This is a genomic window from Vibrio gallaecicus (genome assembly GCF_024347495.1).
GTDB classification, from domain to species: Bacteria; Pseudomonadota; Gammaproteobacteria; order Enterobacterales; family Vibrionaceae; genus Vibrio; species Vibrio gallaecicus.
Map to the genome: position 1 here is coordinate 2,251,061 of NZ_AP025490.1, position 15,663 is coordinate 2,266,723.

The following is a 15,663-nucleotide window of genomic DNA, read 5'->3' on the forward strand; positions in this document are numbered from 1 at the left end:
TTACTACCTAGCGATTAATACATGCGCATAAACGCAAATACTTCATCACGTTCACAGAATGACTAACCGTGGTTCGTTCTTCCGACAGTATCATGACTCAGTTCTTTATTAAGTACAGCTTCAACATGCCCAGGAGAACGAGTTGAACCAGAGATTAAGCGATACATAGCAGGAATAACAAAGAGCGTAACTAATGTCGCGAAACCCATACCAAAAAAGATCACCGTACCAACGGCCACTCGGCTTTCATAACCGGCACCCGTTGAGGTAATTAGTGGAATAGCACCCGCTAATGTCGTAAACGCGGTCATTAATATTGGGCGTAAACGTCTTGCTGCAGCATCAATAATTGCTTTCTCGAACTCAATGCCTCTATCACGCAGTTGGTTAGCAAACTCAACAATCAAAATACCATTTTTCGTTACCATACCAATCAGCATGATCATACCAATTTGACTGTACACATTCAGCCCTTGGCTCATCACTACTAGCCCTAAGAAACCACCAAAGATCCCCATAGGCACAGTAAACATAACAACTAATGGGTTAATGAAGCTTTCAAATTGAGCAGCCAGCACTAAATAAGCCACTAACATAGCTAGAGCAAACACCACCAAAATGCTGGATTGATTCTCTTTAAAATCTTTCGACTCACCTGAATAGCTCACAGAGATATCACCAGGTAGCTGCTCTATTGCTTGTTGGTCAAGAAAGTCGAGTGCATCACCAAGTGTATATCCATCCATTAAATTCGCTGTAATGGTCACTGACTTTTGCTTGTTGTAGTGAGATAAACGAATCGACGAAGCGACTTCTTCGATATTAGTGAGCGCATCTAATGTCACTAACTCACCCGATTGCGTACGCATGTATATTTGGCTTAAATCAGTGGCGTTGTTAAAGCTATTCTCATCACCACGTAAATAAACGTCATATTCTTCACCACGCTCAACAAATGTTGTCTCACTTTTCCCGCCCAGCATAATTTCTAATGTATCGGAAATATCCGACACAGTAACACCAAGCTCAGCGGCACGCTGCTTATCAACCGTTACCAATAATTCAGGTGTTTTTTCCGAGTAATCTATATCGGCACCTTCCATCATTGGGGAATCTTCCGCAGCTTGCTTTAAGATGTCAGCCCACTTTTGAAGTTCATTGTAATCAGACCCACCAAGTACGAATTGTACAGGCTCACTCGAACCACCTCGGAAACCCGGCATGAATGGGAAAACTCGGACATCAGGAATACCCGTAAGTGACTTACGAACGACATTCAATGCCTCTTGAGCGGTTTCTTCTCGTTCATTCCAATCGTCTAAGATCATGATAACGAATCCAGTTTGGTCACCGGCATTACCGCCAAAGGCTGGAGATTGAATACTGAATGATTTCAAGAACCCTTGACCAAGTAATGGCATTAAGCGTTCTTCAACAATGTCCATGTTCGCAGACATACGGTTATAACTGGTTGCATCTGCACCACGCACAAACGCAAAAATTACGCCTCGGTCTTCTTGAGGTGTTAACTGAGCAGGTACTTGTTGCATTAAACCGTAGCTGCCTCCCATACACGCAATGATGACGATAGGAGCGGCCCAACGCCAATTCAACGCTCGACGTAAAATACCTTTATAACCGCTTTCTAATTTGCCAAATATACGTTCAACAAACATATTGAAACGATTAGGCTTCACATTAGCTTTTAGAATTTTACTTCCAAGAACTGGTGTTAATGTTAGCGCCACTATCGATGAGAAAATTACCGACATTGCAAGCAACACGGAAAACTCAGTGAACAATAAACCAACCATTCCGTCCATAAACGAAATAGGCAGGAACACCATTACAAGCACGAGTGTTGTCGCAATAACAGCAAACCCTACTTCTCGTGTCCCTTTATAAGCAGCAAGTAGAGGAGATTCTCCACGCTCAATATGGTGGAAAATGTTTTCAACGACTACGATGGCATCATCAACAACTAAACCGATGGACAAGATCAACGCCATCAGCGTAATAAGGTTAATTGAGAAACCAAAGTAGTAAGCAGCAATGAATGATGAAATCAAAGATACTGGAACCGTCACTGCTGGAATGAGCGTTGCGCGTGCTTGGCCTATAAAGACATAAAGCACAAGTATAACTAAACCACCAGTAATAAAGAGTGTGCTATACACCTCTGAAATTGAACGGTCGATAAAAACAGTCGAGTCGTAATCAACTGCTAGCCTAGTGCCATCAGGTAAGAATTTTTGAATATCCTCAACGGCTTTATGCACTAAGTCAGCGACTTCAAGTGGGTTAGCATCTGATTGAGGGACAATACCCATGCTGACGTTGACAACACCGTCACTCTTAAAGGTCGAATTTTCGTTTTCAGCGCCGATATAAACATCTGCTACATCTTTTAAATAGATAGGTGAGTTATCTGAAGCTCGCTTAACCACTAAATACTCGAAATCTCTGGCTTCAGTGTATGAACGGGCGGTTCGAACTGACATGACAATGGCGTCATTTCTAACTTCACCGCCAGGACTTTCGATGTTTTCATTTTTCAATGCTGAAGTAATATCAGAAGCAGTGACGCCGCGCCCAGCCATTAATGCCGGTTTCAGTTTCACATACATGACTTTGTACAAGCCACCTGATATATCGACTGAACTCACACCTGAAATCAAACTAAAGCGATCAATCAATACACGCTCTGTATAATCGGTTAACTGCGTTCGGTCCATTTCTGTCGAACTTAGGTTGATATAAACAGACGCTTCACCACTACCATTATTTTTATAAACAATAGGGTCATCGGCTTCATCAGGTAATGAACGCTGAGCACGCGCAACGGCATCACGAACATCACTGACACCAGTATTAAGGTCATAACCTAATTCAAACGTAATGGTGATCCGTGAAGAGCCGTTTCGAGTCGTGGATTCGATTTCATCGATCCCACTTATGCCTGATAACTGATCTTCTAAATTCGACGTTATCTGACTTTCAATGATGGTTGCAGATGCACCTTCATACCGAGTACTAATGGAGACGACAGGGTTTTCAATATCTGGCATTTCTCTCACAGCAAGTTTCGAGAATGACACAATACCGAATACAACCAGAAGCAAACTCAATACCAGGGCTGCGACTGGTCTCTTGACGGAGACGTCAGATAACAGCATTAGTTAGCCCCTTCTTTTGCTGGCTTATCTTTTTGAGCAGTAGATTTTGATACACCCAGTTCTTGAACAGCAACACCATCACGCATATTAACAATGCCCTGAACTACGATCTTTTGGCCGATTTCAATGCCTCTATCGATAACTACTTCATTACCAATACGTGCACCTAAGAACACTTCGGTACGAGTCGCTTTATTATCTTCACCCACCACATACACAAATCGCTTGGTACCGGAGTATTCTAGAGCCTGAACAGGAATGATAGGCGCTTCAATCGCTGGGAAATTCATATTAGCCGCGGTCAACATACCAGGCTTTAGCTGACGACTTTCATTATCAAAGTGAATACGTACACGTAAATTTAAGGTTTCTTCATTAATTCGAGAATCAACACCAACCACGGTACCGGTGAAAACAGTATCTCCCCACGCGCTAGTTTGAGCCGTCACTTCCATACCTTCAGATAATTTAGATAGGTAACGCTCAGGAATTTGTAGATCCAATTGCATAACAGAAAGATCATCAAGGGTGACGAGTTCAGTCCCTGCGCTAACCATCTTGCCACGGCTAAAGTCGATAAAGCCGACAGTACCCGCAAACGGAGCAGTAATGTGCAAGTCTTTCAAATTAGCGTTTTCAGCAGATAAACGAGCATTTGCTATATCAACATTCGTTTTCTGTGCATCTATTTCGGTTTGTGTAATTGCATTGCGCTTAACTAAGCGCTCAAATTCTGCAAGTTTACGTTGTTCATCTTTTAAGTAGGCTTTAGCTTCAGCAACTGCTGCTTTGGCTTTGTCATCATTCAGTAAAACCAGAACTTGTCCCTGCTTTACTTCTTGATTCGCTTTTATATGGATGGAATCCACTTTCCCTGATACTTCTGAAGAAATAATAACCGATTGCTCAGCTTCTAATTTTCCGATCAAAGAAAGCGATTGATTAACTTGGTGAATATCAACTTGCTCTGTCACTACAGTAACTGAGCTTGGTCCCATACGTTTTGACATTGCAACTGGCGAAGCCATGAGAATAGACAGACTTAGCAGTGAGATAATTGTTTTGTTTTTCATAATATTGGTCTGCAAGTAAAAATAGGTATCTGCAAATGAAGTTGGACATATTCTATCAATTGAAGCCATTTATAACGTCAAGAAGTGTAAATATCCGTAAATAGGTGAAATAGGAAAACATCGGTTTACTTAAAACCAATTATATTAAGGAAAAAATGCTTAGTAACCGATCAAAATGCGCAGTTTTCAGCACCTTTGCCCAAAAAGTCAGCATTCAACACAAAAGCATTAGAAAAACCCTTTACAGGTTTTACGTGTTTGCTATGATGCGCTCCGAACTTGAGAGATGCGTTGGGAAAAACATTTCTTTAGCCTATCCATTATGAGATAGGAAAAACACCCTGGAGGGGTTCCCGAGTGGCCAAAGGGAGCAGACTGTAAATCTGCCGGCACTGCCTTCGATGGTTCGAATCCGTCTCCCTCCACCATATTTCTTCTTACCTCTATTTGAGTTAAGAGAACAACCTGATTGATGGGCTTATGGGAAAACATCAATTTAGGCTTACTTTGTGAAAAGTAAGACACACCCTGGAGGGGTTCCCGAGTGGCCAAAGGGAGCAGACTGTAAATCTGCCGGCACTGCCTTCGATGGTTCGAATCCGTCTCCCTCCACCATATTCTTCTTACCTCTATTTGAGTTAAGAGAACAACCTAATTGATGGGCTTATGGGAAAACATCAATTTAGGCTTACTTTGTGAAGAGTAAGACACACCCTGGAGGGGTTCCCGAGTGGCCAAAGGGAGCAGACTGTAAATCTGCCGGCACTGCCTTCGATGGTTCGAATCCGTCTCCCTCCACCATATTCTTCTTACCTCTATTTGAGTTAAGAGAACAACCTGATTGATGGGCTTATGGGAAAACATCAATTTAGGCTTACTTTGTGAAGAGTAAGACACACCCTGGAGGGGTTCCCGAGTGGCCAAAGGGAGCAGACTGTAAATCTGCCGGCACTGCCTTCGATGGTTCGAATCCGTCTCCCTCCACCATATTCTTCTTACCTCTATTTGAGTTAAGAGAACAACCTGATTGATGGGCTTATGGGAAAACATCAATTTAGGCTTACTTTGTGAAGAGTAAGACACACCCTGGAGGGGTTCCCGAGTGGCCAAAGGGAGCAGACTGTAAATCTGCCGGCACTGCCTTCGATGGTTCGAATCCGTCTCCCTCCACCATATTCTTCTTACCTCTATTTGAGTTAAGAGAACAACCTGATTGATGGGCTTATGGGAAAACATCAATTTAGGCTTACTTTGTGAAGAGTAAGACACACCCTGGAGGGGTTCCCGAGTGGCCAAAGGGAGCAGACTGTAAATCTGCCGGCACTGCCTTCGATGGTTCGAATCCGTCTCCCTCCACCATATTATCCTTAATTGGAAAATCGAAAAGCCAACTCATTGAGTTGGCTTTTTTCGTTTCTAGCAGTAAACATTATTTCTATATCATACTTATCTAAGCAATATTCAACTACTAGACCCTACTCTATTCGCGATTACCTAGTATTAAGCGCTACTTGTTCCAGCTTTGTATTATTTAAGCTCTATCTTGTTCAGTCTCTACTTCAGAGGATCGTTATCAGGCAATACCTTATGTATCCAAAGTGCTAACCTCTTCTTAATATTCGCTCCATCTAATTTTTCATCAGGAAGAGGAGTGATCTGATTCACCTCAACTAAAAACAAATAAACAGCTTTCGTTTTCAAAGGCTGCGGAGTAGTAGGCAAGTTCAACCCTTGCATTTTTGCCATTTTTAAACCGACTTCCAGAGCTTTTTTTACTAGCTTGTCTTCATTATGTAACTTTGTTGTTTTTGACATACCGTCACCACTCTCTGTATCGATTGAAGAGTAAGTATATCAAACTCAAGTTGTTACACGATTACATTGCTCCCAAACCTTAACTAACTATCGAGAGTCAGGTCTAAAAATAGAATATAGAGACAAATAAAAACGCCTGCCGAATACTCGACAGGCGTTTAATTCAATGACTAAATTGAATGAATTAGTGATTAACCTTGGATACCAACAATCAACCATGGTGCATTTGGAACCGTTAAATCACGCTCTAGGTGCCAAACATCAGTGATGTCTTCTTCTACACCTTCAGCGGTATCACGGTAACGACCACTAAATTGTAAGCTAAGTTGTGCTTTGCTCGCATCATGATCTGCTCGAACGATCTCAGCATCAACATACATTACGTCTGTATTCTGCTCACCTTCTAGCTTATTACGTTCTGCTTTCAAGTCTTCAAATAGACTTGCTGAAACGTATTCTTCAATCGTATTCAATTCGTTGTGATTCCATGCACCTTGCAGTGTACGGTAATGCTCACGAGAACCATTAATGAATGCCGCCTGATCAAAACCCGGTGGGTAATTGTGCGGAACATCACTTTGAGCACCAAACCCAAAACCACCAGCTTGATTTTGTGACTGAGGTTGAGCTTGTTCAAAGTTATGTACATTAGGCTGTTGCGGTTGCTTTGGCTGCTCAAATTTATTTTGATTCATACCACCGAAAGCAGGTTGGCGACCACCCTGATTCATCGAGCCTTGCTTAGCACCAAGCATTTTGCGTAAAAACTTGAATGCCAAGAATGCAATTAGACCCATGATGAGCATATCCATAAATTGGATACCTTCAAATGCGCCCCCAAAAAATGCAGCTAAAAGACCACCGGCAAGAAGTCCACCTAAAATACCGCCCATCAAGCCCTTTTTACTTGAGCTTTTATTGGCAGCAGTTTTACCAGCTTGATTTTGTTGAATCGTGTCCGTATTTTGTTTTTTTTGTGCTGGGGCCGTTTTGAAACTTTTGCCAAATGACTTACCACCACCAAATTTTTTCGCTTCTGCGATTGGTGTCACCGCGACAGTTACAAACATGATCGCGATTAGTGAGAAAAATCGTTTCATTGTTATCCTTTATAGGTTTCTTTTTTTTCGACTCCTTAATCATACTCGTTAACAATGAACAATGAAATGTTCACATCACGCATACATGTATCAGAATATTGCGACTCTTATTGTTTTCTTGAGAATTGAAACAGTTGACGCGTTTTCTGCGCAAGACTAAAATATTGAACAATGTTCATTTATTAGAAATTACCATGGCACGCAGAAACGATCATACTCGCGAACAACTTATTCAGCTTACCTTAGCGACTGTTAAAGGTTTTTTAGATGAGAATTCGTATCATGAACTAAGCCTGAGAAAAGTGGCTAATATGATCGGCTATGTTCCTAGCACGCTTGTCAATGTATTCGGTAATTACAACATATTACTCCTTCATGCCGTCGCTCAAACCCTTGATGAACTGTCAATAGAAGCGGCTAAAGTCGTTGATGAGTCCATAGACCCAAAAGACGCATTATTTAAACTTGCTTATTGCTACCATGATTTCGCTCAAAAACATCCAAATCGCTGGCAACTCATTTTTGAGCATAATATGAATGGTGAAACCTTGCCTGAATGGCAAACTAAGCGTATTGATGGAATGACTGGCATGCTAGAACAACTATTGAGTGTGCTAGCACCGGAACGCAGTGAAGATGAAGTATTAAAAGCGAGCCGTGTACTATGGTCTGGTGTTCATGGAATAACACTTTTAAGCGTTGACGATAAATTTTTCTCAGCAGAACCTATTGATGGTAAAGAGTTAATTCATAACTTAATTTCTAGTTACTTAATCAGCTGGTAAACGCGAAGGACAACCAATGAATAGCAACAGCCCCACTTCGCTGTTAACGCAACAAAAGTTCCTCCCTTACTTTATTACTCAATTTCTGGGCGCTTTTAACGATAATATCTTTAAGAATGTATTGTTGCTTTTTGTAGCTTTCGCGAATGTAGAATCCCTACCCATATCTAGCCACTTGTTCATCAATCTAGCGGCTGGATTGTTTATTCTTCCCTTTTTTCTATTCTCAGCTTTAGCTGGAGTGCTGGCTGATAAATACGAAAAATCGTGGTTTATCCGTAAGGTTAAGTTACTAGAAATTGCAATAATGTCCCTTGGAGCGATCGGCTTCATTTACGAAAGTTACGGAATTTTACTAGGCTTATTGTTCCTAATGGGGACACAAAGCGCATTTTTTGGTCCTGTGAAATATGCTTTGTTACCTCAGCAACTTAAACCTGAAGAGTTAGTTCCAGGAAATGCCTTAGTTGAAACTGGTACATTTCTCGCTATTTTGATGGGTACGATAGGTGCAGGGCTATTAACCTCTGTCGAATATTCAAAATATTTTGCTGCCGCATGTGTAGTTGCTTTTTCAATTTTAGGCTACGTTTCTAGCCGATTTATCCCAGAGTCACCTGCAAGCGCTCCTGATCTAAAGGTACAGTGGCGTCCGTTAAAGCTGACGCGTAATACTCTGGCGATAGCTAAACGTGATAAAGCCACCTTCCAAGCCCTAATGGCAATTAGCTGGTTTTGGTTCTTGGGCGCGACTTACCTAACTCAATTTCCAAACTTCACAAAAATATATCTCAACGGTACAGAAAGCTCCGTAGCTTTCTTACTGGCTCTATTTTCGGTTGGTATCGCTGCTGGTTCTTTAGCATGCGATAAGCTGTCAAACCATCGGATAGAGATTGGAATTGTTCCTCTGGGAAGTTTAGGTATTTCCATTTTTGGCTTCCTATTAGCAACATCGATTCCTGAGTCTTTGCCTAGTTTTACTTCTTTTTCTGAGTTCATTAGTTACGATAAGCTTTGGCCTCTATTCACCTACCTACTTTTACTGGGTATTTCTGGGGGGATTTTTATTGTCCCTCTATACTCTTTAATGCAGCACAGGGCTAAAGTAAACGAACGAGCTCAAGTCATTGCCGCTCTTAATATCTATAACTCTTTATTCATGGTTGGCAGTGCTATTCTAGGCATAATTTGCTTAAGCTTTTTAGAGCTAACTATCCCCCAACTTTTCTTATTACTGGCAATCATTAACTCTTTGATTGTTTGCTACCTTTTTTATCAAGTACCCATTTTCGCGGTTCGCTTCTTGATGTGGGTCGTCACTCACACAATGTACAGAGTAGAGCATAAAAATCTGCAAAATTTGCCTGAGAAAGGCGGAGCGTTGATTGTTTGTAACCATGTTAGCTATATGGACGCTCTATTAGTAAGCGCGGTTTGCCCTCGTTTAATCCACTTTGTAATGGAAGAAGAGTACGCAAATTTGCCTCCATTAAGACGTTTTTTGAAGCGTGCTGGCGTGATACCAATTTCTGCAACCAATCGAAAATCCATTCGTAATGCATTCAATGAGGTTGAGCAATCATTAGCTGATGGGCACATTGTCTGTATTTTTCCTGAAGGGCGTTTAACGCCTGATGGCGATGTTGGTGAATTCATGCGAGGGATGGAAATTATTATTAGACGCTCACCTGTGCCTGTTATCCCAATGGCGCTTAAAGGGCTTTGGGGAAGCTATTTTAGTCGTTACAAGGGCACAGCATGTAAAGGGCTACCGAGCCGTTTTTGGACGAAATTAGAAATAGAAGTAGGCACCTCAATTCCCGCGGAGCAGGCTTCGAGCCAAGGGCTAAGAGAAGCTGTCATTGATCTACGTGGCAACAGACGGTAGTTGCTTGTTCGATTAATCACTTGGTGGCTTAGTCACTTAATTACTTAGCCACTTAATGCTTAATGCTTAATGCTTAATGCTTAATGAAGCTTGAGCAGGCGTTTAGTTTTTCTTAACGTTTGTTCAAATCATTTAGACTTACTTACCGAAAGATTAAGCGTATAGTACCCCCTTAGACAAAACTTACCCAGCCAGCTAACCTGAATACCATGAACCTAAAAAAAACAGCCCCTTTTTATATTGCCGCTCTCTTTTGTTTAACACCTTGGGTTAGTTCTCCCACCGCACTTGTTATTGGCTTTTTACTGGCAAGTCTTGGGCTTGTTCCTTCGCACCTACAAATTGGAAAACTCACCAAAAAATTACTCGCCTACTCTATTGTTGGCTTAGGTTTTGGAATTCAATTTGAACAAGCTTTAGCGGTTACTGGTGATGGCATTGGGCTTATTGTCGTAAGTATTTTGGGTACATTATCTGTAGGCTGGATACTGGCTAGAAAGATGGGCTTAGAAAAAACCACTGGCTATCTTATCTCTTCAGGTACCGCGATTTGTGGTGGCAGTGCAATTGCAGCAGTCGCACCAGCGATTAAAGCAGACGATGAACAGATCGGGCTGGCTCTGGCGACCGTTTTCGTTCTTAACTCTATTGCGCTATTTCTCTTTCCTGTTATTGGTCACGCTTTAGAGCTTAGCCAACATACTTTCGGTACTTGGGCAGCAATAGCGATCCATGATACATCTTCAGTTGTAGGGGCGGCTTCAGCCTACGGTGAGGAAGCACTAACTACTGCAACAACCTTGAAATTGGCACGGGCTCTTTGGATCATCCCAATCGCTTTTATCAGCGCTCTTCTCTTCAGAAATGACCAGAAGAAAATTACTATTCCATATTTCATTCTGTTTTATTGTGCTGCCATTTTTATCAGCGACGTAATGCCACAATTTGATGCTATCTACCAAGGAATTTTTGATGTATCTAAGCGGGCGCTTGTGGTGTGTTTGTTCTTAATTGGCTGCGGGATTTCAATTGAAAAGTTAAAAGCAGCAGGTCCAAAACCACTTATGTTTGGCGTAAGTTTGTGGGTGATGATATCCACAGGTTCACTTGCTTGGTTAACACTGACTTAATTTGAAATTAACGCGGCTTAATGCTCAGCGGAAAACACTCCATCTAAAGTAACAAGCTTAAAGTAGATATAAATTATTTAACGAAGGCAGAGCAATTATGTTGCTTTGCCTTTTTTATACTCATAACAAGCGCAATGGTTAGAACAAAGGCTGTTAACTCAGCGAGTGATCGAATCAAACCTTCAGAGACAATTGCTAAAGCAATTTGCAGCAGTATTGCGGATACCAGAACCATTTTCATATTAATACCGTTAATCACTATTCCCTTAGTTATTCAATATTTCCTTGATTTACGGTTTTATTATGATTGAAAGTTATAAATATCTTAAATTCTGTTTCGGACTATTTTATCGCTAAATCAACTAACTCATCCAAGAAAGTTACTCCATGTTGTTTAGATAACTTTTGCTAGTTTAGCCGCTTAGCATGGCTATTTACTCTTGATAGAGTTCGCATCCAAGTAGCCTAATTCAACTGTTCTTCTAACCATCGAATAAAAGTTCTTACCTTGGGTCTTTTTTCTGTTCCTAACGGGCAAATCAAGTCATAGCTTTTTTTGGTATCCATGCTGGGATACGGCGTAATAAGCTCACCTGTTTCAATGTATGGTTTGATGAAGTGGTAGCGCCCCATTGCAACCCCAATGTTATGTAAGGCACTTTGTACTCCCATATCACGGTGACTCACGCAGTAAAATTGCTCGAATAAATTGATATCAAGATCATGATATTTGATCCAACGCTGCCAAACATCTGAACCTAATGCGTGAATAAAGTTAATTCGGTGCAAGGAATCCAAACCGTCATCAAAAATATTATGCTGTGCTGCATAACTAGGAGTGCAAACTGGGATATAGCTTTCACCAAATAACCGTTGACGGTGCATATCAGTCAAATCTTCCGCGCCATAATAAATGGCTATATCTAAGTGGTTTTGATGAAAATCTTGCTCTTCTTGCGAGAAAATATTGAGATTAAATTTTGGGTATCGCTGCTTGAAATCGGCAAGCCTTGGCAATAACCAACTGTTGGCAAAAGCAGGGCTAGTCCCAATATTGATCTGACCGTACAAATCGGTATTGGTAATATCTTCTATCTCTCCAAAAATAGAACTTAGCGATTTAGATAAGGTACGTTGGAACCGCTGCCCTTCTTCCGTTAATTCAAGTTTCCGAGTCCCACGCACAAAAAGATTAAACCCCAATTCACCTTCCAGAACTTTGATTCGATGACTCACAGCACCTTGAGTTAAATGCAGTTTCTTTGCTGCTAGCGTAAAGCTCATCTTCTCAGCCGCCACATTGAAAGTATGAAGATTTCTAAGTAAAGACTGGTGGTTTGCCATATTGCCTCATGCATTAAAATTTTTAATCCATCCTACTACTCGTTTCGTTTGTTTGCACCAATAAATAAGTTTCTAATAGTTGCAGTTACTTAAAACCCTGCATTGAACAAAACTGAACATCATTATTCATCTGCAGGGTCATTAAAAAAATTAATAACAAGCTTAGGGGCATTTATGAATATACTTGGGTATATGCAGAAGGTAGGTAAAGCACTGATGGTTCCAGTGGCAACATTACCTGCTGCGGCAATTTTGATGGGGATTGGCTACTGGCTAGATCCGGTTGGTTGGGGTTCAGAAAGTATCCTAGCTGCATTTCTCATCAAGTCTGGGGGAGCAATCATCGACAACATGGCGGTACTATTTGCCGTTGGTGTTGCTTTTGGGTTAAGCCGCGACAAAAATGGTTCAGCTGCTCTTTCAGGTTTCGTGATGTTCCTAGTCGTAACAACCTTACTATCACCGGGTTCTGTTGGGCAATTGATGAATGTTGAGCTGAGTGAAGTACCTGCAGCTTTTGGTAAGATCAGTAATCAATTCATCGGTATTATTGTCGGTATTATTTCTGCTGAAATATATAACCGTTATTCAACCGTTGAACTTCCTCAAGCATTAGCTTTTTTTAGTGGTAAACGTTTAGTGCCTATTTTGACCTCAATTGCAGGTATGGCACTTTCATTTGCTCTTTTATACATCTGGCCTGCAATCTACGATGCTTTAATTCTTTTGGGTATCAAGCTTGAAGGTATGGGCGCAATTGGCGCTGGTCTATTTGGTTTCTTTAACCGCTTATTCCTTTCTGTAGGTATGCACCACGCGCTTTACCCTGTTTTCTGGTTTGATGTTGTCGGTATTAACGATATTCCAAACTTCTTAGGTGGCGCTCAATCCATCGCTAACGGAACAGGTATTCCTGGAAAGACAGGCATGTATCAAGCGGGATTCTTCCCAATCATGATGTTTGGCTTACCGGCTGCTGCTCTTGCTATGTACCACTGTTCTGATGCTAAGAATAAAAACCAGGTCTTCGCGATTATGCTAGCGGCAGCAATGGCTTCTTTCTTCACAGGGATTACTGAGCCATTAGAATTTAGCTTTATGTTCTTAGCTCCAGTACTTTTCTTAATTCACGCAGTTTTAACAGGCTTATCGCTGTATATCGCTGCAAGCATGGAATGGATGGCAGGCTTTGGCTTCTCGGCAGGCTTCGTAGATTTAGTGCTTTCTAGCCAGAATCCATTAGCGGTTAACTGGTATATGTTGCTGATTCAAGGCGTTGTGTTCTTCGCGCTTTATTACTGCATATTCCGCTTCGCAATCATTAAGTTCAACTTAAAAACACCTGGTCGTGGCGAAGAAATGGCGGCGGCAGAAGAATCTGAAACCCCAGAGGCTCTTGCTAACTTAACAAACAGTTATATCGAAGCCATTGGTGGTGCAGACAATATTCTAGAAGTAGATAACTGTATTACTCGCTTACGCCTAACCGTAAAAGACTCATCAGTAGCAGACAGCGACAAGTTGAAAAAGTTAGGTGCAGCAGGCGTAGTACCCGTTGGGAAAGGTGGACTGCAAGTCATTATTGGATTAGGAAAAGTCGATAAAGTTGCCGACCAAATGAAGAAAGCTCTAGCGTGACACTATCAACAATAAGTATGTACACAGCTAATGGTTAGCATGAACAATAAATAAAAGTTCTAAGAATTTGTGATGGTTTCACTTCCATCACAACCCCCTGAAGCGCAATTCCGATTAGTCACCGTGATTGCGCTTCGTTTTATATCAATTAGCCACACTCATCAGTTTATTTCAATTCACTGCTTTAGTATCACTGGCTTTTTCACGCTCTATTTTAAGCCATTGTGCCAGCTGGGCTCTCGAAACCTTTATGCCTTGCTGCTCTAACTTTGGCATTTGATAGTACTCAACTGGGTGTTTGAAACGTTCAATGACATCATTTAATTGCTTTGTATACCAACTATCACTTTCGAGCTCATTACAATCAATAATCGCTATAGGTCTAAAGCCAAATTCCGTATCTTCAACAGGAACAATAAAGCTCTGCTTTACACCAGCCACCTGATTAAGTGCTCTTTCAATTTCTTCACAATGAATGTTTTCTCCACCAGAAATAAATTGATTATCCGCTCGTCCAATCACTTTCAGTTGGTCATTTACCCAAACACCCAAATCTTTACTGTCAAACCAACCTTCAGAGTCAGTCAAAGGTGAAACGCACCCTTGATGGTAGTAACCACTAGCGAGTGTTTTTCCGCCGATAAAGATTCTTTTATCCACCAGCTTGATTGCTCGGTAATCTAAAATAGAACCAGCCGTGTTTGACTCTTCAGTTTGACTCAATTCTTTTTTTTGATTCGTCATATCACTGGAAATTGCACGAGCAGTCACTGTTGAGGCTGCTTCTGTCATTCCATAACCAAGCCAAGTTTCAATACCTTGGACGTTAGATTCTTTTGCTAATGACTCTGGAATATGACTGCCACCTAATAGTACATGAGTCAGTTGTAATGGATATTCAGCACTGAGTAAACGCTGTAATTGAGTAGCGACCAAAGAAGCATGTGTGCAACCTTTGATATCTTCTTCTAAATGCCCAATCCCTACTTTCAAACACCCGCCAGCACTTAACCAGCGAAATACAATGGCTAAGCCAGACACATGATACATCGGTAAACTCAGTAACCAGGTATCCGAGTGTTCGTAAGAAAAGCCATTAAGTAAACCACCTGCAGAAGCAAGATGCTGATCTGCGGTATGTACCACTGCTTTGGGATTTCCAGTCGAGCCCGACGTAAAAACAATCGTAGATAAATGAGTGGTATTTATAGCTACAGATGAAGAAATAGAAGTAGTTAAACGATGGTGTCTATGCTCATCAATAGACGACTTTAATTCTCTAACGGGATTCAAGGAGATGTCATCTAGCTTTGGAAGTGATACCACGGTGACCTGTGGAGCTAAGTAGGGATTTTTAGAAGAAGTATTCCACACATAGATAGGCTGCTCTTTCGCAAATAGCGTATCGAGCTTTTGCTGAAGTTTAACTTCTGGTTGCGGCATCACAAACGCCGCAATAACCCCCATTTTCAGACACGCTAATAAGGTGATCACTTGTTCGCTTGAGTTCTTCCCGATTATAGTAAGGACATTCCCTTCTTTTAATCCTTGCTGATTTAAACAAGCCACATATTCATTCACCAAGTGCTGAACACCTCCCCAGCTGTATCGCTTATTAGGTGTATCTAAGGCGCAACGTTGCTGTTCACTATGAGACCAATTCTCCCATAGTGAAGAAGTATAAATGAGCGAATGGGAAGCAGAATTCATA

The 15,663-nt window shown here is 41.3% G+C and carries 10 protein-coding genes and 6 tRNA genes; 10 read left to right on the plus strand and 6 right to left on the minus strand.

What is annotated here, in order from left to right:
- Positions 1-62: 62 nt before the first annotated feature.
- Together vexH and OCU78_RS09630 are read right to left on the minus strand one after the other, a co-directional pair.
- Positions 63-3,176: a vibriobactin export RND transporter permease subunit VexH gene (vexH, locus tag OCU78_RS09625; protein ID WP_137374625.1), complete on the minus strand. Its 3,114-nt coding sequence runs from the start codon at positions 3,174-3,176 to the stop codon at positions 63-65.
- Entirely contained in the window at positions 3,176-4,249 is a 1,074-nt protein-coding gene (locus OCU78_RS09630) for an efflux RND transporter periplasmic adaptor subunit (RefSeq protein WP_137374626.1), read from the minus strand. Before OCU78_RS09630 ends, vexH begins: the two co-directional genes overlap by 1 nt.
- 343 nt (positions 4,250-4,592) lie before the next feature.
- On the opposite strand from OCU78_RS09630, the gene OCU78_RS09635 reads away from it, so the two are divergent.
- From OCU78_RS09635 to OCU78_RS09660, 6 genes are all read left to right on the plus strand, one after another.
- Positions 4,593-4,677, plus strand: a tRNA-Tyr gene (locus tag OCU78_RS09635).
- Positions 4,678-4,779: 102 nt separating this feature from the next.
- Positions 4,780-4,864 (plus strand) — tRNA-Tyr (locus tag OCU78_RS09640).
- A 101-nt stretch (positions 4,865-4,965) separates the two neighbouring features.
- A tRNA-Tyr gene (locus OCU78_RS09645) sits at positions 4,966-5,050 on the plus strand.
- A gap of 101 nt (positions 5,051-5,151) precedes the next feature.
- A tRNA-Tyr gene (locus tag OCU78_RS09650) sits at positions 5,152-5,236 on the plus strand.
- Positions 5,237-5,337: 101 nt separating this feature from the next.
- Positions 5,338-5,422, plus strand: a tRNA-Tyr gene (locus OCU78_RS09655).
- Positions 5,423-5,523: 101 nt separating this feature from the next.
- Positions 5,524-5,608: transfer RNA gene (locus OCU78_RS09660), tRNA-Tyr, on the plus strand.
- A 195-nt stretch (positions 5,609-5,803) separates the two neighbouring features.
- Here OCU78_RS09660 and OCU78_RS09665 read toward each other — a convergent pair.
- Together OCU78_RS09665 and OCU78_RS09670 are read right to left on the minus strand one after the other, a co-directional pair.
- Entirely contained in the window at positions 5,804-6,064 is a 261-nt protein-coding gene (locus OCU78_RS09665; protein WP_137374627.1) for a DUF5062 family protein, read from the minus strand.
- 191 nt (positions 6,065-6,255) lie between these two features.
- Positions 6,256-7,164, minus strand: a complete 909-nt coding sequence (locus OCU78_RS09670) for a Tim44 domain-containing protein (RefSeq protein WP_137374628.1) — start codon at positions 7,162-7,164, stop codon at positions 6,256-6,258.
- A 194-nt stretch (positions 7,165-7,358) separates the two neighbouring features.
- On the opposite strand from OCU78_RS09670, the gene OCU78_RS09675 reads away from it, so the two are divergent.
- The 3 genes from OCU78_RS09675 (at position 7,359) to OCU78_RS09685 (ending at position 10,970) form a co-directional block, all read left to right on the plus strand.
- Positions 7,359-7,949 (plus strand): TetR/AcrR family transcriptional regulator, encoded by a 591-nt coding sequence (locus tag OCU78_RS09675; RefSeq protein ID WP_137374629.1) that lies wholly within the window; start codon positions 7,359-7,361, stop codon positions 7,947-7,949.
- A 16-nt stretch (positions 7,950-7,965) separates the two neighbouring features.
- Complete coding sequence (locus tag OCU78_RS09680) at positions 7,966-9,840, plus strand: MFS transporter (protein ID WP_137374630.1); 1,875 nt, start codon at positions 7,966-7,968, stop codon at positions 9,838-9,840.
- 209 nt (positions 9,841-10,049) lie between these two features.
- A complete protein-coding gene (locus OCU78_RS09685; protein ID WP_137374631.1) occupies positions 10,050-10,970 on the plus strand; it encodes a YeiH family protein in 921 nt (306 codons plus the stop codon).
- 465 nt (positions 10,971-11,435) lie between these two features.
- Here the strand turns inward: OCU78_RS09685 and OCU78_RS09690 are convergent, their stop codons facing one another.
- Entirely contained in the window at positions 11,436-12,314 is an 879-nt protein-coding gene (locus tag OCU78_RS09690) for a LysR substrate-binding domain-containing protein (RefSeq protein WP_137374632.1), read from the minus strand.
- A 192-nt stretch (positions 12,315-12,506) separates the two neighbouring features.
- Here OCU78_RS09690 and nagE point away from each other — a divergent pair, with 192 nt between their 5' ends.
- The gene (nagE, locus tag OCU78_RS09695) at positions 12,507-13,952 is read left to right on the plus strand and encodes an N-acetylglucosamine-specific PTS transporter subunit IIBC (protein ID WP_180033743.1); all 1,446 of its coding nucleotides are present in this window, start codon (positions 12,507-12,509) and stop codon (positions 13,950-13,952) included.
- A 171-nt stretch (positions 13,953-14,123) separates the two neighbouring features.
- On the opposite strand, the gene menE is transcribed toward nagE, so the two are convergent.
- On the minus strand, positions 14,124-15,662 hold the full coding sequence (menE, locus tag OCU78_RS09700) for an o-succinylbenzoate--CoA ligase (RefSeq protein ID WP_137374634.1): 1,539 nt from the start codon (positions 15,660-15,662) through the stop codon (positions 14,124-14,126).
- Between the last annotated feature and the right edge of the window lies 1 nt (position 15,663).